This window comes from Salipiger bermudensis (genome assembly GCF_017309175.1).
Taxonomy (GTDB): domain Bacteria; phylum Pseudomonadota; class Alphaproteobacteria; order Rhodobacterales; family Rhodobacteraceae; genus Salipiger; species Salipiger bermudensis.
The window spans coordinates 13,618-32,508 of sequence record NZ_JAEKJV010000001.1 but is presented as its reverse complement, the minus strand read 5'-3'; the positions used below and the strand labels follow the sequence as shown (position 1 = coordinate 32,508).

The 18,891-nt window shown below is 67.7% G+C and carries 19 protein-coding genes; 9 read left to right on the top strand and 10 right to left on the bottom strand.

Annotation, left to right across the window (positions count from 1 at the left end):
- Positions 1-12 precede the first annotated feature (12 nt).
- The gene (locus JF542_RS00145) at positions 13-1,113 is read right to left on the bottom strand and encodes an ABC transporter ATP-binding protein (RefSeq protein WP_207074310.1); all 1,101 of its coding nucleotides are present in this window, start codon (positions 1,111-1,113) and stop codon (positions 13-15) included.
- A gap of 422 nt (positions 1,114-1,535) precedes the next feature.
- On the opposite strand from JF542_RS00145, the gene JF542_RS00140 reads away from it, so the two are divergent.
- The 3 genes from JF542_RS00140 to JF542_RS00130 are packed head-to-tail and all read left to right on the top strand — an operon-like array spanning position 1,536 to position 4,535.
- Positions 1,536-2,732 (top strand): M24 family metallopeptidase, encoded by a 1,197-nt coding sequence (locus JF542_RS00140; protein WP_207074309.1) that lies wholly within the window; start codon positions 1,536-1,538, stop codon positions 2,730-2,732.
- 10 nt (positions 2,733-2,742) lie between these two features.
- Positions 2,743-3,897 carry an acetylornithine deacetylase gene (gene argE, locus JF542_RS00135; RefSeq protein WP_007793072.1) on the top strand — a complete coding sequence of 385 codons (1,155 nt, stop codon included), beginning with the start codon at positions 2,743-2,745 and terminating at the stop codon, positions 3,895-3,897.
- A complete protein-coding gene (locus JF542_RS00130) occupies positions 3,894-4,535 on the top strand; it encodes a GntR family transcriptional regulator (RefSeq protein WP_207074308.1) in 642 nt (213 codons plus the stop codon). Before argE ends, JF542_RS00130 begins: the two co-directional genes overlap by 4 nt.
- A gap of 295 nt (positions 4,536-4,830) precedes the next feature.
- Here the strand turns inward: JF542_RS00130 and JF542_RS00125 are convergent, their stop codons facing one another.
- A complete protein-coding gene (locus JF542_RS00125; RefSeq protein WP_207074307.1) occupies positions 4,831-5,871 on the bottom strand; it encodes an NAD(P)/FAD-dependent oxidoreductase in 1,041 nt (346 codons plus the stop codon).
- A gap of 47 nt (positions 5,872-5,918) precedes the next feature.
- Between JF542_RS00125 and mnmC2 the strand changes: the two genes are divergently transcribed.
- Together mnmC2 and JF542_RS00115 are read left to right on the top strand one after the other, a co-directional pair.
- Positions 5,919-6,590 (top strand): tRNA (5-methylaminomethyl-2-thiouridine)(34)-methyltransferase MnmC2, encoded by a 672-nt coding sequence (mnmC2, locus tag JF542_RS00120; protein ID WP_207074306.1) that lies wholly within the window; start codon positions 5,919-5,921, stop codon positions 6,588-6,590.
- Positions 6,590-7,456 (top strand): DMT family transporter, encoded by an 867-nt coding sequence (locus JF542_RS00115; RefSeq protein WP_007793084.1) that lies wholly within the window; start codon positions 6,590-6,592, stop codon positions 7,454-7,456. Before mnmC2 ends, JF542_RS00115 begins: the two co-directional genes overlap by 1 nt.
- A gap of 203 nt (positions 7,457-7,659) precedes the next feature.
- On the opposite strand, the gene JF542_RS00110 is transcribed toward JF542_RS00115, so the two are convergent.
- The 5 genes from JF542_RS00110 to JF542_RS00090 form a co-directional block, all read right to left on the bottom strand.
- Positions 7,660-8,259 carry a superoxide dismutase gene (locus JF542_RS00110; RefSeq protein ID WP_007793087.1) on the bottom strand — a complete coding sequence of 200 codons (600 nt, stop codon included), beginning with the start codon at positions 8,257-8,259 and terminating at the stop codon, positions 7,660-7,662.
- Between the two features lie 78 nt (positions 8,260-8,337).
- The gene (locus tag JF542_RS00105) at positions 8,338-8,943 is read right to left on the bottom strand and encodes a sarcosine oxidase subunit gamma (protein ID WP_207074305.1); all 606 of its coding nucleotides are present in this window, start codon (positions 8,941-8,943) and stop codon (positions 8,338-8,340) included.
- On the bottom strand, positions 8,936-11,974 hold the full coding sequence (locus JF542_RS00100) for a sarcosine oxidase subunit alpha family protein (protein WP_207074304.1): 3,039 nt from the start codon (positions 11,972-11,974) through the stop codon (positions 8,936-8,938). The genes JF542_RS00105 and JF542_RS00100 overlap by 8 nt, the downstream gene beginning before the upstream one ends.
- A 100-nt stretch (positions 11,975-12,074) precedes the next feature.
- On the bottom strand, positions 12,075-12,398 hold the full coding sequence (locus tag JF542_RS00095; RefSeq protein WP_207074303.1) for a sarcosine oxidase subunit delta: 324 nt from the start codon (positions 12,396-12,398) through the stop codon (positions 12,075-12,077).
- Positions 12,399-12,452: 54 nt separating this feature from the next.
- Entirely contained in the window at positions 12,453-12,677 is a 225-nt protein-coding gene (locus JF542_RS00090; RefSeq protein ID WP_207074302.1) for a hypothetical protein, read from the bottom strand.
- Between the two features lie 224 nt (positions 12,678-12,901).
- Here JF542_RS00090 and JF542_RS00085 point away from each other — a divergent pair, with 224 nt between their 5' ends.
- Complete coding sequence (locus JF542_RS00085; protein WP_207074301.1) at positions 12,902-13,318, top strand: hypothetical protein; 417 nt, start codon at positions 12,902-12,904, stop codon at positions 13,316-13,318.
- Between the two features lie 29 nt (positions 13,319-13,347).
- On the opposite strand, the gene JF542_RS00080 is transcribed toward JF542_RS00085, so the two are convergent.
- On the bottom strand, positions 13,348-14,592 hold the full coding sequence (locus tag JF542_RS00080) for a sarcosine oxidase subunit beta family protein (RefSeq protein ID WP_007793106.1): 1,245 nt from the start codon (positions 14,590-14,592) through the stop codon (positions 13,348-13,350).
- A 183-nt stretch (positions 14,593-14,775) separates the two neighbouring features.
- On the opposite strand from JF542_RS00080, the gene ccmI reads away from it, so the two are divergent.
- From ccmI to JF542_RS00065, 3 genes are all read left to right on the top strand, one after another.
- A complete protein-coding gene (gene ccmI, locus JF542_RS00075; protein WP_007793109.1) occupies positions 14,776-16,014 on the top strand; it encodes a c-type cytochrome biogenesis protein CcmI in 1,239 nt (412 codons plus the stop codon).
- A gap of 94 nt (positions 16,015-16,108) precedes the next feature.
- A complete protein-coding gene (gene ruvX / locus JF542_RS00070) occupies positions 16,109-16,585 on the top strand; it encodes a Holliday junction resolvase RuvX (RefSeq protein WP_207074300.1) in 477 nt (158 codons plus the stop codon).
- Positions 16,582-16,809 (top strand): DUF1289 domain-containing protein, encoded by a 228-nt coding sequence (locus JF542_RS00065; RefSeq protein ID WP_007793115.1) that lies wholly within the window; start codon positions 16,582-16,584, stop codon positions 16,807-16,809. The genes ruvX and JF542_RS00065 overlap by 4 nt, the downstream gene beginning before the upstream one ends.
- A gap of 3 nt (positions 16,810-16,812) precedes the next feature.
- On the opposite strand, the gene JF542_RS00060 is transcribed toward JF542_RS00065, so the two are convergent.
- Positions 16,813-17,877: a calcium-binding protein gene (locus JF542_RS00060; RefSeq protein ID WP_207074299.1), complete on the bottom strand. Its 1,065-nt coding sequence runs from the start codon at positions 17,875-17,877 to the stop codon at positions 16,813-16,815.
- A 158-nt stretch (positions 17,878-18,035) separates the two neighbouring features.
- Positions 18,036-18,857, bottom strand: coding sequence for a sulfite exporter TauE/SafE family protein (locus tag JF542_RS00055; protein WP_007793121.1), 822 nt, complete (start codon positions 18,855-18,857; stop codon positions 18,036-18,038).
- Between the last annotated feature and the right edge of the window lie 34 nt (positions 18,858-18,891).

Sequence of the window (18,891 nt, the reverse complement as noted above, 5' to 3'; positions counted from 1 at the left end):
GCAATTCACAATCTACTGCGCGTCGAGCGCGCGGCAATCCTCGGGCAACCAGCCGATGGTGACATCCTCGCCCGGCTTGAGCCGCACCTGGTCGGGGCGGTTGCGCGTCTTGATGACGAAATCCTCGTTGCCGGCGACGCTCAGCCGCGTCCGGAAAATATCGCCCATGTAGATGAATTCCTTCACCTTTGCCTTGAGCGCGTGGGCACCCTCGCCAAGCTCGGGATTGACCTCGACCCGTTCGGGCCGGATCGAGACGCGGGTGCGTTCGCCAACCTTGCTGACGTTGACCGGCATGGCGTCGATCATCTCGCCACCGTCGAGCTGGACCGTGCAGCGACCGCCGCTGATCTCCTTGACCACACCCTCAAGCGTGTTGTTCTCGCCGATGAACTGCGCGACGAAGCTGTTCTGCGGCGCCTCGTAAAGCTCGTCTGGCGGTGCCAGCTGCTGGATGCGGCCATCGTCGAACACGGCGACGCGGTCCGACATGGTCAGCGCCTCGGTCTGGTCGTGGGTCACGTAGACCACGGTGATGCCCAGACGGTGCGCCAGGTCGGTGATCTCGAACTGCATCTTCTCGCGAAGCTGCTTGTCGAGCGCGCCGAGCGGCTCGTCCATGAGCACCAGCTCGGGCTCGAACACCAGAGCGCGCGCCAGCGCGATCCGCTGCTGCTGACCGCCCGAAAGCTGCGCCGGACGGCGGCCCCCGAAGGCCCCCATCTCGACCATGTCGAGCGCGCGCATCACCTTCTTCTCCCGCTCGGACTTGCCGATCTTGCGCACTTCCAGAGGGAAGGACAGGTTCTCGGCAACGGTCATGTGGGGGAAGAGCGCGTAGTTCTGGAAGACCATCCCGATGCCGCGCTTGTGAGGCGGGATGTTGTTGATGCTGACCCCGTCGAGCTTGATCTCGCCATGTGTGGCGGTCTCGAACCCGGCCAGCATCATCAGGCAGGTTGTCTTGCCCGATCCGGACGGCCCGAGCATGGTCAGGAACTCGCCCTTTGGCATGTTGAGGTTCAGGTCTTTGACGACGAGTGTCTCGCCATCATAGCTTTTCTGAACACGTTCAAAGGCGACGAACGCGTCGCTTGTCCCGGTAACTGGCAAATCCGGCTCCCCGTTGATGTCTCGCGGATTGTCCCCGCTGTCTTGTGGGTCAAACTAAACCGCGTCCGACCACGTCTTGCAACCGCATAGACGCGAGAGAAAGCCTAGCCCCGGCAACACGGGAGATCCGGTACCGAAAGCGGCACTTTGCAGCCAAAAACGCCACCCTGGCAGCCGACGCCGGTACATTTGACTTCGCTCTTCGAGATGCCTTACGCTACGGAACCCACCCACCCGGGGGTGCCCTTTCTGCCATTTTCCGGAATTCCGGCGCGGTTAGCGCCCACAAGTGCACAACTTCTGACCACCCGCGCGGAATTTCAGCGCCACCATCCCATGAGCGACGCGTGATGTCGGTTTTTGACAGCCACAGTTGTGCACAACTGTCTAGCTGGGGCGAAGACCACCCCCGGAGACCGCCCATGGACCAGCACCGATTCCAGAAAGACCTGCCCTTCTCCGAGGCCGAGTATGAACGACGTCTCGCCAAGACCCGCGCCGCCATGGAAAAGGCCGGCGTTGAGGTTCTGCTGGTCACCGACCCGTCGAACATGGCCTGGCTCACCGCCTATGACGGCTGGTCGTTCTACGTGCATCAGGGCGTGTTGGTGTTCCACGATGCCGACCCAATCTGGTGGGGCCGCAACCAGGACACCAATGGTGCCGTGCGCACCGTCTGGATGGGCGACGACCGGGTCATTGGCTATGCCGACAACTACGTGCAGTCGACCGAGCGCCACCCGATGGAAGACCTCGCCCAGCGCCTGATCGGCATGGGGCTCGAGGGCGCGCGGCTCGGCGTCGAGATGGAGAATTACTACTTTTCCGCCAAGGCCTTCATGGCGCTGGCCGACAGCCTGCCCACCGCCACCATCGTCGACGCCACCGCGCTGGTGAACTGGCAGCGCAACATCAAGTCCGCCGAAGAGATCGCCTTCATGCGCAAGGCGGCGCGAATCTCGGAAAAGATCGTCGACGGCCTGCTCGAGCGGGTCGAGCCCGGCGTGCCGAAGAACGAGGTGGTGGCCGAGATCCAGCGTGACGCCATCCTCGGCGTGGGCGACGACTGGGGCGACTACGCCGCCATCGTGCCGCTGCTGCCCTCGGGCTCGGATGCCGCCGCCCCGCACCTGACCTGGGACGGTCGGCCGTTCAAGAAGGGCGAGGCCACCTTCTTCGAGATCTCCGGCTGTTACCGCCGCTATCACGCGCCGCTTTGCCGGACGATCTTTCTCGGCCAGCCGCCCGACCTGTTCCTCGCCGCGGAGGACGCGCTGGTCGAAGGGCTCGAGGCCGGGCTCCAGGCCGCCCGCGCCGGCAACCGCGCCTGCGACATCGCCAACGCGCTGGCCGCGCCGCTCGAGCGCGCCGGGATCGAGCGCGGCGCCCGCTGCGGCTATCCCATCGGCCTGTCCTACCCTCCGGACTGGGGCGAGCGCACCATCTCGCTGCGCGCCGAGGACGAGACCATCCTGCAGCCCGGCATGACCTTCCACTTCATGCCCGGCCTGTGGATGTCGGACTGGGGCCTGGAAATCACCGAATCGATCCTGATCACCGAAGACGGGGCGGCGGAATGCTTCTGCGACCGTCCCCGCCAGATGTTCGTCAAAGCCTGAGGAGCCAACCATGCTGAAAGAGACCGAAGCGATTCTCGCCGACCTCATCTCCTTCCCCACCGTGTCGAGCGACAGCAATCTCGACATGATGGCTTGGATGGCGAACTGGCTGGAACATCATGGCGCGAAGGTCGAGCTCTTCGCCGACGCCAGCGGCGCCAAGGCCAACATGTTCGCCACCATCGGCCCCGACGTGCCGGGCGGCGTGGTGCTGTCGGGCCATTCCGACGTGGTGCCGGTAACCGACCAGGTCTGGCACTCCAACCCGTTCCACCTGACCGAGCGCGACGACCTGTTGCTCGGCCGCGGTGCCTGCGACATGAAAGGCTTCATCGCCGCCGCCATCGCCATGGCCGATCCGCTGTCGCAGACACCGCTGAAGCGCCCGGTACACCTGTGCTTCACCCATGACGAAGAGGTCGGCTGCATGGGCGCCCGCGCCCTGGTGCCCGAGCTCGAGCGCCGCGGCTACGCGCCACGGATGGCCATCGTGGGTGAGCCGACCGACATGAAGATCATCGAGGGCCACAAGGGCTGCTGCGAATACACCTGCCGCTTCCACGGGCTCGAAGGGCACGGCTCGGCCCCCGCACGCGGCGTCAACGCGGTGGAATACGCGGTGCGCTACGTCACCCAGCTGATGAGCCTGGCCGAGCAACTCAAGACCCGGGTGCCGGCCAATTCGCGCTTCGATCCGCCCTGGACCACGGTCAATGTGGGCCGACTCTATGGTGGCGTGGCGCACAACGTCATCCCCGGCTTCGCCGAGGTCGACTGGGAGATGCGCCCGGTGCAGTCGGGCGACGCGCATTTCGTCAAGGATGCGCTGGAAGCTTATGTCGAAACCGAGCTGCTCCCGGCGATGCGCAAGGTGAACCCGGAGGCCCGCATCGAGACCCAGGTGATCGGCGAGGTCGCCGGGCTCGAGCCGATGTCCGACAACGCCGCCCGTGATCTGGTGGCGCAGCTCACCGGCAATGATGACTGCGGCGTGGTGCCGTTCAGCACCGAGGGCGGCCTGTTCCAGGAAATGGGCATGTCGGTGGTGATCTGCGGCCCGGGCTCGATCGCGCAGGCCCACAAGCCGGACGAGTTCGTCTCGCGCCAGCAGCTGTCGCAATGCCTGACCATGCTGGAGGGCATCGGGCGGAGCGTCGCCGCGTGAGCACCGCCGCGGCGCGCCACCAGCGCCTGCATTCAGAACTGCGCGAGCGCATCTGCCTGCTCGACTACCCGCCAGGCACCAAGCTCTCGGAAGAGGCGCTGGCGGCCGAGTTCGGCACCTCGCGCACGCCGCTGCGCCGGGTGCTGGCGCGGCTCGAAGACGAGGGGCTGGTGGAAAGCCGCCACGGCATCGGCACGCTGGTCACCGATGTCGACATGGCACTGATGGCGCAGGTCTACGATCTGCGCCTGCACCTGGCCGCGCTGGCAGGCCAGCTCGACCCGCTGCCGGTGACCGCCGGGGTGATGGCCGAGATCCGCGAGTTCGTTACCCGCGGCGAGGTGCTGCTCGCCGCCCCCGATCCGCGCGCCTTCGCCGCGCTCAACAGCGCCTACCACCGCTTCGGCCTGTCGCTCACCGGCAACGCCCCCCTGCGCGAGACCGCGGCCCGGCTCTACTACCTCACCGCCCGGATCTGGCTGACCTCGATCCCGCGCATGAACCTGACCTCGGAATGCGCCATCTTCCTCGGCGAGATGCGCGAGACCGAGACCGCTCTCGCAGCCGGAGACACCGCCGCCGCCGCCCTGATCCGCCGCGCCCACATCTCGATGAGCGTTCACCGCATGACCCGCTGAGCCACCACTGCCATACCGCCCCCTGCTTCTCTGGTTCAAAAATACCTCGGGGGAGTCGCAGCTCCGCTGCGGCGGGGGCAGAGCCCCCCTCACCGCTCTGCAAGTGGCGCAACGCTCCGCACAGCTTCGCGCGCCCGGCTTTGCCAGCCCTTCAACGGTGCGACGCTTCAAGCAGCGCAGCCCCCCAAGCTTCTTCTGGCCAGAAATATCCCGGGGGAGGCCGCGGCACGCGGACGGGGGCGGCGCCCCCATCCCCCCCTCTCCAACCTGCCAAGGCGTCAGGACATCGCCCGAACTACAGCGAATCCTCGACCCGGAACCCCTGCGGGATTCCGTCCTGCCCGTTCAGCATAAGGTCCGCCATCACCCAGGCCACCTTCGGCGCCATGCCGAAGCCGATCTTGAAGCCGCCATTGGCGATGAAATGCCCCTCCCGCCCGGGCCAGCCCCCGAGCATCGGCGCCCGGCTCTTTGCACGGGGCCTCACTCCGGCCCAGCGCTCGACCACTTCGGCACCATGCAGGAGCGGCATCGCCGTCACCGCGCGCTCGACCAGCGCCTCGCATTGATCGTCGCAGGAGGACGAGTCGTCGAAGTCGCGCTCCGAAGTCGAGCCGATCGCCACGGTGCCATCGTGATGCGGCACGATGTGCAGCCCGCCGGCAAAGACCTGGGGCGCATCGCCAGCATCGAACCGCAGCAGCGCCGACTGGCCCTTCACGCCCGCGCCCACCGGCTTGCCCAAGGCCTCCGAGAGCGCGATCAGCCCCTGCCAACCGGTGGCCCAAAGCACCTGCCCGGCATCCTCGGCCTCGCGCACCACCTCGACACCCATCGCGGACAGCGCCGCCGCCAGCGCCGCCGAGGCGCGCCGCGGCGACATGCAGGCGCTGAGCGTGTCGCGGATCAGCCAGCCCGTGGGGGTCAGCGGCGCGAAGGGCCCGGCCTCCTCGGCGGGGATCACCTCCCAGACCGCGGCTTCGCCCCAGAGCGCACGCGCCGTGATCTCGCGTCCGCGCGCCAGCTCCAGCCCCTTGTCGTCGGCCACCGGCTGCAGCCGTCCGCTGCGGGCGTAGTCGGGCGAGACGCCGCCCACCGCCTCGACCTCGGCCCAGAAGGCTTCGGCCATCAACAGGCTCTCGAGCTGGAACGCCTTCTTCGGGTTCCAGTTCTCCGGCACGTGCGGGGCCAGCGCGCCGACGATGCCGCCGCTTGATCCGGCCCCCGGACCGTACGGGTCGACGACCTGGACCGTTGCCCCGGCCCGGGCGCAGGCCCAGGCGATCGAGAGGCCGAAGATCCCTGCCCCGCGCACTGTCACGTCGATGCTTGCCATTCGTCTGCCCTCCGGTCATGGTCGCGCCAGTTCTAGGACAGACCATCATGACGAACCAGCCCGACGCCCCTCTCTGGCGCGACGGCGAGGTGCCGGTGTCGCCGCGCTTCGACGATCCGTATTTCTCGCTCGAGAACGGCCTCGCCGAGACCCGACATACCTTCCTCGCCGGCAATGATCTTCCCGCCCGTTTCCGCGACGGCCTTCACGTGGCCGAGCTGGGCTTCGGCACCGGGCTCAACCTGCTCGCCACGCTGCAGATCTGGCGCCAGAGCGGCACCGCCGGGACGCTCCATTTCACCAGCTTCGAGGCCTTCCCGATGACCGGCGCGGACATGATCCGCGCCCAGTCGGCGTTTCCCGAGCTGTCCGCCATCGCCGATGAGTTGGCGCCGTTCTGGCGCGACGGGGCGCGCGAGATCGACCTGCCCGACCTGCGCTTCCGCATGGTGGAAGGCGATGCCCGCACCGCCCTGCCCGCATGGGAGGGCAAGGCGGATGCGTGGTTCCTCGACGGCTTCTCGCCGGCCAAGAACCCCGAGCTCTGGGGCGCGGACCTGATGGAAGAGGTCGGCCGTCACACTGCGCCGGGCGGTACCATTGCCACCTACACCGCAGCCGGCCACGTGCGCCGCGCACTCGAGGCGGCAGGGTTTGCAGTCGCCCGTGTGCCCGGCTATGGCCGCAAACGACACATGACGCGCGCGGAGCTGGCCTGATGGCGGAACAGAACACCAAATTCGGCATCTGGCTGATGGTCCTGACGACCTTCGTCTTTGCCCTTCAGGACGGCATCTCTCGGCACCTGTCGGACAGCTACAACGTCTACATGGTGGTGATGATCCGCTACTGGTTCTTCGCCGCCTTCGTCATGGCCATCGCCGGGCGGCAGGCGGGCGGTTTGAAGGCCGCCGCCGCCACCACGCAGCCGTGGCTGCAGATCTTCCGCGGCGTGCTGCTGGTGGCCGAGATCTGGGTGATGATCACCGCCTTCGTGCTGCTGGGCCTCACCGAGAGCCACGCCGTCTTCACCGCCTACCCGCTGCTCGTGGCGGCGCTGTCGGGGCCAATCCTCGGCGAGAAGGTCGGCTGGCGACGCTGGTCGGCCATTGGCGTCGGCTTCATCGGGGTCGTCATCATCCTGCAGCCCTCGGGCGGTGTGTTCTCGCCTCACGCCGCCGTGCCACTGGTGGCGGCGCTGATGTTCGCGCTCTACGGATTGCTGACCCGCTACGTGGCCCGGCGCGACACCGCGGCGACCTCGTTCTTCTGGACCGGGGTTTCGGGCGCGGTGACCGCAACGCTGGTGGGCGCGTGGTTCTGGGAGCCGATGAGCGCACCGGACTGGGGCTGGATGGCGCTGCTCTGCATCACCGGCGCCAGCGGACACTACACGCTGATCAAGTGTTACGAGGTGGCCGAGGCCTCGGCGGTTCAGCCCTTCGCCTACCTGCAGCTGGTCTTCGCCTCGGCCCTCGGCATGACCGTGTTCAACGAGACGCTGCGGCCCAACGTGGCGATGGGCGCGGTGATCATCGTGGCGGCGGGGCTGTTCACCCTCTGGCGCGAGCGGGTGAAGCGCTAGGCGCCTCGGGCGGCGGGGCCTTGATGGCCATCGGGCGGCCAAGGTTGTGAAGGTCGGCGATCTTCTTTTGGGCGATGAGCGCGGGGCCTTATTCATGGCCTGACGCCAGCACCGGCAGCGTTAGAAGCGCCTCCCGGACGGACAAAAGAAAAGCCCCGCGCACTGCGCGGGGCTTCGTCCTGTCCGGAACAGGTCGGTCGCGATCACATACGCGAGGCGACGTTTTCCCAGTTCACCAGGTTGTCGAGGAAGTTGGCCAGGTAGGCCGGGCGCTTGTTGCGGAAGTCGATGTAGTAGGAGTGCTCCCACACGTCGCAGCCCAGCAGAGCGGTCTGGCCGAAGCACAGCGGGTTCACGCCGTTCTCGGTCTTGGTGATCTTCAGGCCGCCATCGGCGTCCTTGACCAGCCATGCCCAGCCCGAGCCGAACTGGCCGGCGCCGGCTGCCGAGAAATCTTCCTTGAACTTGTCGACCGAGCCGAAGCTCTCTTTCAGGGCCGCTTCAAGCTCGGACGGCATGGCGTTGTCGCCGGAGCCCATCATTTCCCAGAACTGGGTGTGATTCCAGTGCTGCGAGGCGTTGTTGAACAGGCCCGATTGCGCCACGGCGCCAGCTTCGTAAGTGCCTTTCACGATCTCTTCCAGCGACTTGTCCGCCCACTCGGTGCCGTCGATCAGCTTGTTCAGCGTGGTGACGTAGGTGTTGTGGTGGATGTCGTGGTGATACTCGAGCGTCTCCTTGGACATGCCCTTGGAGGCAAGCGCGTCGTGTGCGTAGGGGAGATCGGGAAGTTCGAAAGCCATGGTGTTACCCTCTTGGTCCGAGTGAATTTGTATACCATTCCTAGACCCACGTTCAGCGAGGTCAAGGAGTGTCATGGTTTAAACGTGCGATGACGCGTCCTGTTCCGAAATCGCCTCGCGCGTGTGGTGGTGCACCTCTCCGCCGGGCTCAGCTGCCAGCGACAGCACCTGGAAGGCGTAGTCGGCTACCGAGCGGAACACGAAGACCTGCGCTTCGCTCGCGCTGCGCAGCCAGTAGCCCGCCGCCACCTGCGCCAGCCGTGAGCGCCGGACCATGCCGGGGGTGAAGGCGTCCGGCGAGATGTCGGCCGGCGTCACCTTGGAGAGCACGTCGCGCAGATGCGGGCCGCGCAGCCGGAACTGGGCGCGGGCGTCAGAGACATCGGTGATGGCGATGAACCAGCCCTCGAACGTGGAGTTCAGCCGCGCGAGCATCTCCGGCACCGCATCATAGGGCAGCAGCAGCAGAAGCTCGTCAGGCGCCATCCAGAACAGCGCCCGGTCGCCCTCCTCCACCGCCGAGAGCGGCTCGGGGACGCCGAGGCCCAGCAGCTCGCCAAGCTTCGCGCGGTAATCGTCCGAGACCTCGCAGCGCAGGGAGATCTGGCCCTGCGGCGGCAGGGCCTCGATCGAGATCAGGCCCTCGGAACGGGCGCCCGCCATCGGTGCCATCACATCAGACATCCTGTTTCTCCCCTTTCGGATCAAAGAACACCGGGCTCACGATCTTCGCCTCGACGGTGGTCAGCTCGTCGCGGGTCTCGTCCTGTGTCTCGGCGGTGAACGAGAGCACCTCGCCCATACGGTCGGGCCCGTGTTCGACCAGCCCCATGGCGATGCCCTTGTTCAGCGTCGGCGAGAAGTAGGTCGAGGTCACGCGGCCTTGCGTGTTGCGCTGGCCATTGGCGTTCTTGCCCGCCGCGATGGCATAGGCGCCATCAGGCAGCACCGAGCCGTCGAGTGTCTCGAGCCCGACCAGCTGCCAGCGGCCATCGCGCGCCATGTCGGGGCGCTGCTGCGCGCGCTTTCCAAGGAAGTCCTCTTTCTTCTTCGAGATCGCCCAGTGCAGGCCAAGATCCTGCGGGATCACCGTGCCGTCGCTCTCGTCGCCGATCATGATGAAGCCCTTCTCGGCCCGCATCACGTGCAGCGCCTCGGTGCCGTAGGGGGTGATGTTCCACTCGGCCCCGGCCTCGAGCAGCTTGCCCCAGAAGGCGCGGCCGCGATTGGCCGGCACCGCGATCTCGTAGGACAGCTCGCCCGAGAACGAGATGCGGTAGACCCGCACCGGGGTGTCGGCGAGCCTGCCATCCGCCCAGGTCATGAACGGCATCGCCTCTTTTGCGACATCCATGCCGCCGAGCTTTTCCAGAAGCTTGCGGGCATTGGGGCCGACCACGGCGATCTGGGCATATTGCTCGGTCAGGTTGGCGGTGTAGACCTTCCAGTCCCACCACTCGCATTGCAGCCAGTCCTCCATGTGGGCATGGACGTGATCGGCACCGCCCGAGGTGGTGTGGCACAGCCAGCTGTCCTCGGAGAGCCGCACCACGACACCGTCATCCATCAGGAAGCCGTTCTCGTTGCACATGAGGCCGTAGCGGCATTTGCCCACCGGCAGGGTCGACATCATGTTGGTATACATCATGTCGAGGAACCGGCCCGCGTCAGGCCCCTTCACGAGGATCTTGCCCAGTGTCGAGGCGTCGAGCAGGCCGAGGCTCTCGCGCGTGGCGCTGATCTCGCGGTTGACGGCGGCGTGACGGCTTTCGCCCGGGCGCGGGTAGCAATAGGGCCGGCGCCACTGGCCGACGATCTCCCACGCCGCGTTGTTGGCCTCGTGCCAGTCCTGCATCGGGGTGCGGCGCAGCGGCTGGAACACCGCGTCTCGCGCCTCGCCGGCGATGGCGCCGAAGCTGATCGGCGTGTAGGGCGGGCGGAAGGTGGTGGTGCCTGTCTGCGGGATGGGCGCGCCGAGCGCATCGGACAGGATCGCCAGACCGTTGATGTTGCTGAGCTTGCCCTGATCCGTGGCCATGCCGAGCGTGGTGTAGCGCTTGGCGTGCTCGACGCTTTCATAGCCCTCGCGCGCGGCGAGCTGGACGTCGGACACCTTCACGTCGTTCTGATAGTCGAGAAAGGCCTTCATGCGCAGATCGGCGCGGGCGCCCTGCGGCATCAGCCAGACTGGCAGCAGCGGTGCTTCCGCGGTGCTCTCGGCCTTCGGCACCGGGCTTTCCTCGAAGCCCCGGCCCAGCGCCTCGACAGCCGCCTTGCCGGCGCCGTCGGCGCAGGCCAGCGCCTCCTGCAGCCCGAGATGGCCATTCGCCGATCCCGCGGCGATGACAAAGGGCCTGCCGTCGGCGCCGGTGGGCGCGCGGGAGGGATCGGGGCGAAAGAAGGCGCCGTCGGCGTCCCATGTCAGCTTGCCGCCGCAATGGGACCAGAGATGCACCACCGGCGACCAACCGCCGGACATCGCCACCGCGTCGCACGCGATCTCCTCGAGCATCGAGCCGCCGCCGGCCTGATCACAGATCGCCACGCCGGTGACCCGGGCGCCGCCCAGCACCTTGGAGATGCCGCGGGCAGGCTCGACCCGGATGCCCAGGTCGCGCGCCTCCTGCATCAGCGCGCCGCCCCCCATCGGACGGGCGTCGAGGATCGCCGGCACGTCGAGGCCGCTCTGCTTGAGCAGGATCGCGGTGCGATAGGCGTCGTCATTGTTGGTGACCACCACGGTGCGGTCGCCGGGGGCGACGCCGTAATTGACCACGTAATCGCGCACGGCAGAGGCCAGCATCACGCCCGGCACGTCATTGCCGGCAAAGCTCAGCGGGCGCTCGATGGCGCCGGTGGCGGTGACGATCTGTTTGGCGCGGATGCGCCAGAGCCGATGCCGCGGCCCCTGCGCGCCCGGCCTGTGGTCGGTGACGCGCTCATAGCCCAGCGCGTAGCCGTGATCGTAAACGCCTGCCCCCATGCAGCGCAGCCTCAGCCGGACATTGTCCATCGCCTCGAGCTCGGCGACGGTCTGCGCGACCCATGCCTCGGGGGCGAGTCCCTCGATGGTGCCGCCGTCGACCGGCGCTCGGCCGCCCCAATGAGCGGCCTGCTCCATGAGCAGCACCTGAACCCCGGCCTGCGCGGCGTTGCGCGCCGCCTGCAGCCCGGCCACGCCACCGCCGACGATCAGCACGTCGGTATGGGCATGGAAATGCTCGTAGCGGTCGGCGTCACGCACCTCCGGGTGCGGCGCCTTGCCGAGACCGGCGGATTGCCGGATCACCGGCTCGTAGACGTATTTCCAGAACGACCGCGGCCAAAGGAACGTCTTGTAGTAGAACCCGGCCGGCAGGAAGCGCGCGAGCTTGGCGTTGATCTCGCCCACGTCGAAGGCGAGGCTCGGCCAGTGGTTCTGGCTCTCGGCCACCAACCCGTCGAAGAGCTCGGTGGTGGTGGCGCGCTGGTCCGGCTCGAACCGCGCCCCCTGCCCCAGCCCCACAAGCGCGTTCGGCTCCTCGGCACCGGACGCGACGATGCCGCGCGGGCGGTGGTACTTGAAGCTTCGGCCCACCAGAAGCTGGTCTCCGGCGAGCAGGGCCGAGGCCAGCGTGTCGCCCTCGAAGCCGGTGAAGCGGCGGCCGTTGAAGGTGAAGCCGATCTGTTTGCCGCGATCGGTGAAGCGGCCGCCCGTGGCGAGACGCGTGCTCATGCCCAAGCTCCCGAGATGTTGCGAGCGGGGGCGGGGGCTGTCTGCCCCCTCGCGCGCCGGGGCGCGCTCCCCCCGAGGATATTTTCGGCCAGAAGAAACATCAGAGCGCCTCTGCCCAGCCCGGGTGACGGGCGGTGATGCGGTCGACGATCTCCTGCGGCGGCGCATAGGTCTGGGCCGCGTAGGTGCCGTAGACCTCCATGGTGACGCTGTCGCGCGCGGCGAGGAACCACTTTCCACAGCCATAGGCGTGGCGCCAGCGCTCGAGCACGACCCCGCGCGGGTTGTCGCGGGTGAAGAGATAGGTCTCGAGCGCCGCGTCGGAACTGCCGGGGCCTTCGCGTTTCAGATGCGCCTCGCCGCCGGGGGCGAGCTCGATCTCGGCGGCGTCGACGCCGCAGCAGGGGCAGTGGAGGATCAGCATGCGAAGGCTCCTTTTGCGACACCGCGGGGCAGCGGCGGCGCGATGCCCCCTGCCCTAGAGGTCGTCGAGATTTTCCAGGGCATTGGCGGCATTGTCGAGCGCCGAGGCGCCACCTTCTGTCGGCACCGGGACCCGAACGCCGATGCCCGGCGATCCGGTCGCGCCGGGGGCAAGCAATGTGTAGAGCAGCACGGCGAGAACCACCGAGAGCACCACGGCGAAGAGGACGGGCGCGAGGCGACGGCCGGTGGCGCGCCGCAGGGCGGGACGATCTGACATTCGGGCGCTCCTTCGCTGCCTGAGGATGTCAGTCGAACGCGTGTCACGCGCCGGGCGTTCCGTCCCGGCCACGCCGCATCCTGCGCCCATTCCCGCGCCAGCTGCGCAAAAGACGGGCAGATTCGCGGATTTTCATGCTGAGCCGGCGCGATCCCGGGTCGGATCACGTTGTTTTCTCGTTCGGCCCCTAGATTGGTCCCGAGGCAACAAGAACGAGAAACTCCATGAGCAGGCTGACCACCCTTACACTCACGAGCCACCGCGGCCGGGACTACCCGGTCGAGCTGTTCTCTCCCGACACCGGTTTCACCGATACCGGCGCGGTCTATCTCTACCTCAAGCTGCCCGAGGGCCGCTCGCGGCAGGTTCAGGTGTTCTATGTCGGTGAGACCTGCGCGCTCGACGCGCAGCTGGCCGAGGACCGTCGCCCCGGCGGCCCTTGGGAACGCGCCGAGGCACTCGGCTTCGACGCCATCGGCGGGCTGGCACTGGCCCGCCCCGAGGATCGGGCGATGATCGCGGCCGAGTTCATCCACAGCTGGCGCCCGCCCTGCAATGACGGCCACGGCGCGCTGGCCGGGCTCGCAGGCCTCGCCGCCCCCGCGCCGTTCCGCATGAAGCGGGCGATGGTCGGCAAGTAACACCACCGGGAAAGGATCGCGCGGGGCGGTCAATGCGCCACCCCCGCCGCGACGCTCTCGTCGATGAAGCGGCCCTCGCGGAAGCGGTCGAGGCCGAACTCGGCGGTCAGCGGCGAGTGTCCCTTGGCCATGAGCTCGGCAAAGCCCCAGCCCGAGCCGGGGATCGCCTTGAAGCCGCCGGTGCCCCACCCGCAATTGATGAAACAGCCCTCGAGCGGGGTCTTCGACAGGATCGGCGAGCGGTCGCCGGTCACGTCGACGATGCCGCCCCATTGCCTCAGCATCTTGAGTCGCGAGATCATCGGGAAGGTCTCGACCAGAGCCCGCACCGTCTCCTCGATGTGCTGGAAACTGCCGCGCTGGGTGTAGTTGATGTACCCGTCGGTGCCGCCGCCGATCACCATCTCGCCCTTGTCGGACTGGCTCATGTAGCCGTGCACCGTGTTGGCCATGACGACCACGTCCATGCAGGGCTTGATCGGCTCGCTGACCAGCGCCTGCAGCGACACGCTCTCGAGCGGCAGCCGGAAGCCGGCCTTCTCGGCCAGCACGCCGGAATGGCCCGCCACCACGATGCCGAGCTTGTTGCACGAGATCTCTCCGAGCGAGGTCTCGACCCCGGTGACCTTGCCGCCGGTCTGGCGCACCGCGGTGACCTCGCAGCCCTGCAGGATGTCCATGCCCATGTCGGAGCAGGCGCGGGCGTAACCCCAGGCCACCGCATCGTGGCGCGCGGTGCCGGCGCGGGCTTGCCAGAGCGCGCCCAGAACCGGGTAGCGGGGCCCGTCGATGTTCATGATCGGGCAGAGCCGCTTGACCTCGCGCGGCGAGATCATCTCGGTGTCGATGCCCTGCAGGCGGTTGGCATGCGCGGTGCGCTGGTAGCCGCGCAGCTCGTGCTCGGTCTGCGCCAGCATCATCACGCCGCGGGGCGAGAACATGACGTTGTAGTTGAGATCCTGGCTCAGCCCCTCGTAGAGCGAGCGCGCCTTCTCGTAGAGCGCCGCGGACGGATCCTGAAGGTAGTTCGAGCGGATGATCGTGGTGTTGCGCCCGGTATTGCCGCCGCCGAGCCAGCCCTTCTCGAGGATTGCCACGTTGCGGATGCCGAAATTCTTCCCGAGGTAATAGGCAGTGGCGAGCCCGTGCCCGCCGGCGCCGACGATGATCACGTCGTAATGCGTTTTCGGCTTGGGCTTGCCCCAGGCACGGCCCCAGCCGGTGTGGTAGCGGGCCGCCTCGCGGGCGATGGCAAATGCGGAATAACGCTTCATCAATCCTCGAATCCGGGGCGCGGCAATGCCCCTGTACGACCAAGATCAGCACGGGAGGCGCCCCGACCGCAACCACATCGACGCCTTCGTGACCCGCCACCGGCAATCCGTCGCGCCCTTGAGGCCTTTTTTCCTGCGCCCGCTGCCTATACATGAGGGGCGGACAAAGGGACGGAGACAGCATTGACCCTCTTCTGGATCGTGGCGGGCGCGGTGGTGCTCGTGGTAGCGGCGCTGCTGGTGATGGCACTTCTGCGCGGCGAGCGTGCAACCGGGCCGGCCGAGGCCTATGACCTGCAGGTCTATCGCGACCAACTGCGCGAGATCGAGCGCGACGCGGCCCGTGGCACCATCGCGCCGGAAGAGGCGGAGCGACTGAAGACCGAGGTCTCGCGCCGCATTCTCGCCGCCGATGCGCGGATCCAGGGCGGTGCGGCGTCGGCCAGCCGCGGCAGCGGTCCCGGCAAGGTGATGGCGGCGGTGATCGTGCTGGCGCTGATCGGTGGCAGTTCCCTGCTCTACCTGCGGCTCGGCGCGCCGGGCTATGGCGATCTCGGCCTCCAGGCCCGCATCTCGGCGGCGCAGGAGGCACGGGCCAACCGTCCCTCGCAGGACGAGGCCGAGGCCCAGCTCCCGGCCCAGCCGCCGGTCGAGGCGCCGGAGGACTACCTCGCTCTGGTCGAGCGCCTGCGCACGGCGGTCACCGAACGCCCCGACGACATCCAGGGCCACATTCTGCTGGCCCGCTCCGAGGCGGCGCTCGGCAATTATGCCAAGGCCTACGCCGCGCAACGCCGGCTGATCTCGCTCAAGGGCGACAGCGTCAGCGCCAAGGATTACGCCGATCTTGCCGACATGCTGGTGCTCGCCGCCGGTGGCTACGTCTCGCCCGAGGCCGAGCAGGCGCTCGACGAGGTGATGCGTCGCGATCCCGACAACGGCGTGGCGCGCTATTATGGCGGACTGATGATGGCGCAGACCGGTCGCCCCGACACCGCCTTCCGGATCTGGGACAAGCTGCTGCGCGAAGGCCCCGCCGATGCCCCCTGGGCCGAGCCGATCCGCGAGCAGATCCCCGATCTCGCCTATGCCGCCGGCGTCAACGACTACGAGCTTCCTGCCGCTCCCGGCGCACCGGCCCTCGCCGGCCCCGGCGCGGCGGATGTCGAGGCCGCCTCCGAGCTCAGCGACGAGGACCGCCAGCAGATGATCGAGGGCATGGTCGACCGGCTCGGCGCCCGCCTCGCCGAACAAGGCGGCTCGCCCCAGGAATGGGGCCAGCTTCTCGGCGCGCTCGGTGTGCTCGGCCGCACCGAACAGGCTGCCGCGATCTGGCAGGAGGCCCAGGCGATCTTCGCAGCCCAGCCCGACGCGCTCGCCATCGTCCGCGCCGGGGCCGCCCGCGCCGGTGTCGTGGAATGACGCCCCCGTCTTCTCTGGTTCAAAAATACCTCGGGGGAGTCGCCCTCGGGCGACGGGGGCAGCGCCCCCTCCGACGCAACGAAAGCCACCTGCGATGATCCATGACGAGATCGAAGACTTCGCCGCCGCCCTGCCCCGCGACCGCGCCCTGGCCGGGCTCGACCTCGGCACCAAGACCATCGGCGTGGCGGTGTCCGACCGTCTGCTCACCGTCGCCACCCCGCTCGAGACGGTGAAGCGCAAGAAGTTCACCCTCGACGCCGAGCGCCTGCTCGAGATCCTCGCAAAGCGCGAGATCGGCGGCGTGGTGCTCGGGCTGCCGCGCAACATGGACGGCTCCGAGGGCCCGCGTTGCCAGTCGACCCGCGCCTTCGCGCGCAACTTCTCGCGGCTCTGGGACGGGCCGGTCACTTTCTGGGACGAGCGCCTCTCCACGGTCGCGGCAGAGCGCGCCCTGCTCGAGGCCGACACCTCGCGCGCCAAACGCGCCGAGCTCATCGACCATGTCGCCGCCTCCTACATCCTGCAGGGCGCGCTCGACCGGCTGCGCCACCTGAGGGCAAACGGATGAGCGATGATGTCTGGAAGCGCGACGAGATCGAAAGCCCCTGTATCAAGATCTGCGTCATCCACCCGGAAAGCCGGCTCTGCACCGGCTGCCTGCGCAGCATCGACGAGATCACCGCGTGGTCGCGGATGAGCCCCGACGCGCGCCGCGCGGTGATGCAGGAGTTGCCTTCCCGCGCCCCGCGGATCAGCAAGCGCCGCGGCGGCCGAGAGGGACGCCGCGGCTGAGGCTCACGCGCCCCGCACGATGATGTCGTCCGGCTGGATCTCCTCGGCGGTCTGGACGAAGATCGAGTAGGTCTGGCCGCCCGCGGTCAGCGCGATCTCCGTCAAGCTCCTGCCGTAGACTTCGCTGAAGGCCGGCTCGCCGATGACCAGCTCCGCGTCCTCGAGGTCCGGCCCCGGGACATCGAACAGGATCGCGTCCTCGCCGGGCAGGAAATCCAGCACCACCCCCGACATGCTGCGGTCCCCGGTCAGGTCGCCGACGAACAGGTCGCTGCCGGCCCCGCCATAGATCTCGATGCCCTCCGCCAGGATGACATCGTCGCCGGCATCGCCGCTGACATAGCCACCGGCACCGACATCGATGGTGTCGTTGCCCTCGCCACCCGAGGCGTAGATCGACGCGTCGATCCCGGTCTCGCCTGCCACGATCAGGTCGTCCCCCTCGCCCCCGAGCGCGTCGACATAGGCCTCCTCGTCGGTGAGGTAGATCGCGATCGTGTCGTTGCCCTGATCGCCCGAGACCTGCGCGTTGCTGTTGTCGACCAGCATCAGGTCATCCCCCAGCCCGCCATAGACCTCGTTGAAGGGCAGCTCGTCACCGCTTTCTTCGCTGATCACGATGGTGTCGTTGCCCTCGTCGCCCCAGGCGCGGTCGCCGCCAAGCCCGGTCTCGATCAGGTCGTCCCCCGCGCCGCCCTGGATCAGATCCGGCCCGACCCCGCCACGCAGGAGGTCGTTGCCGTCTTGGCCATCGATCTCGTCGGCGCCCGCATTGCCCGCAAGGAAGTCGTGGCCGTCGCCGCCCAGAAGCGTGTCGTTGCCATCGTTGCCACGTACCCAGTCGGGGCCGCCAAGCGCGTCGATGAGGTCGTTGCCAGCGCCTCCCTCGACGGAGTCGGCATTTTCGGTGAGCACCGCGGTGTCGTCATCGTCGCCGAGCGTGCCGACGATCGGCTCTTCGGGATCCGTCTCCGGCGCATCCGAGTCGTCATCACCACCACCGTCACCGCTGCCAATCAGCGAAATTCCCAAGACACCAAGCGAAAGAAGCAAAAGAACTTCGAGCATTTTCAAATCCCTGTCCCGACCGAATTTCGGCCAGAGATCACGTTAACGAGATTTCTTCACACTGCGCCAGATTTTTCATCAGCGTCGATCAATCGACGCGACAATCACGCGATCCGGGCCGGATCACGTCATTTCTCTCCACATTATCAAGACGCTGTTCAGAAGAACGACTTGCGCAGCATGTTGGCGGCCACCACCAGAATGAACACCGCAAAGGACCGGCGCAGGGTCTTCTCGTCGACCGCGTGGGCAAGCTTCGCGCCAAGCGGCGCGGTGATCAGGGTCATCGAGATGGCGATGAAGAAAGCGCCGAGATTGACCGATCCAAGCGTCAGCGGCGGTCGCACCTCTGCGGGCACCGGCACGAAGAGGAAGGCCAGCACCGAGGGCAGCGCGATCAGCAGGCCGAAGCCCGCGGCGGTGGCCACGGCGCGGTGCATCGGCACCGAGCACAGGGTCATCATCGGCACCCCGAAGCTGCCGCCCCCGATCCCCATCAGCACCGACAGGAAGCCCACGACCGGCGACAGCAGCGCCCGCATCCCGCCGCCCGGCATGGCGCCCGAGAGCCGCCAGTCGCGGCGCCCGAAGGCAAAGTAGAGACCGATGAAGATGGCGATGCAGCCGAACAGCGCCTGCAGGAAATCCGAGCGCAGCCGGGCCGCGGTCAGCACCCCGATCAGCGCGCCGATGGCGATGCCCGGCGCCCAGGCGCGCAGGATGCCCCACTCGACCGCGCCCTTCTTGTTGTGCGACAGCACCGAGCGGATCGAGGTGACGATGATCGTCGCCAGCGAGGTGGCAAGGCAGATCTGCATCACCTGTGGGCTGCCATAGCCGATGGTCTCGAAGGTGAAGAGAAAGGCCGGCACCAGAACGATGCCCCCGCCCACGCCCAGAAGCCCCGCGATCAGCCCGGCAAAGGCGCTGGTGACGACAAGCAGCCCGACAAGGGGCAGCAGCGTGGCAATGTCCGGCATGGGGGAGATCCTTGATCTGGTATACCAGCGGCTT

Excerpts from the sequence above, each read along its gene's own strand:
- JF542_RS00100 (WP_207074304.1), bottom strand. The coding sequence starts at position 11,974 with ATGAGCACGCGTCTCGCCACGGGCGGCCGCTTCACCGATCGCGGCAAA.
- JF542_RS00110 (WP_007793087.1), bottom strand. The coding sequence starts at position 8,259 with ATGGCTTTCGAACTTCCCGATCTCCCCTACGCACACGACGCGCTTGCC.
- JF542_RS00065 (WP_007793115.1), top strand. The coding sequence starts at position 16,582 with ATGAGCGATGATGTCTGGAAGCGCGACGAGATCGAAAGCCCCTGTATC.
- argE (WP_007793072.1), top strand. The coding sequence starts at position 2,743 with ATGCTGAAAGAGACCGAAGCGATTCTCGCCGACCTCATCTCCTTCCCC.
- JF542_RS00125 (WP_207074307.1), bottom strand. The coding sequence starts at position 5,871 with ATGGCAAGCATCGACGTGACAGTGCGCGGGGCAGGGATCTTCGGCCTC.
- JF542_RS00090 (WP_207074302.1), bottom strand. The coding sequence starts at position 12,677 with ATGTCAGATCGTCCCGCCCTGCGGCGCGCCACCGGCCGTCGCCTCGCG.
- JF542_RS00080 (WP_007793106.1), bottom strand. The coding sequence starts at position 14,592 with ATGAAGCGTTATTCCGCATTTGCCATCGCCCGCGAGGCGGCCCGCTAC.
- JF542_RS00060 (WP_207074299.1), bottom strand. The coding sequence starts at position 17,877 with ATGCTCGAAGTTCTTTTGCTTCTTTCGCTTGGTGTCTTGGGAATTTCG.
- JF542_RS00115 (WP_007793084.1), top strand. The coding sequence starts at position 6,590 with ATGGCGGAACAGAACACCAAATTCGGCATCTGGCTGATGGTCCTGACG.
- JF542_RS00095 (WP_207074303.1), bottom strand. The coding sequence starts at position 12,398 with ATGCTGATCCTCCACTGCCCCTGCTGCGGCGTCGACGCCGCCGAGATC.
- ruvX (WP_207074300.1), top strand. The coding sequence starts at position 16,109 with ATGATCCATGACGAGATCGAAGACTTCGCCGCCGCCCTGCCCCGCGAC.
- JF542_RS00055 (WP_007793121.1), bottom strand. The coding sequence starts at position 18,857 with ATGCCGGACATTGCCACGCTGCTGCCCCTTGTCGGGCTGCTTGTCGTC.
- JF542_RS00105 (WP_207074305.1), bottom strand. The coding sequence starts at position 8,943 with ATGTCTGATGTGATGGCACCGATGGCGGGCGCCCGTTCCGAGGGCCTG.
- JF542_RS00140 (WP_207074309.1), top strand. The coding sequence starts at position 1,536 with ATGGACCAGCACCGATTCCAGAAAGACCTGCCCTTCTCCGAGGCCGAG.
- mnmC2 (WP_207074306.1), top strand. The coding sequence starts at position 5,919 with ATGACGAACCAGCCCGACGCCCCTCTCTGGCGCGACGGCGAGGTGCCG.
- JF542_RS00085 (WP_207074301.1), top strand. The coding sequence starts at position 12,902 with ATGAGCAGGCTGACCACCCTTACACTCACGAGCCACCGCGGCCGGGAC.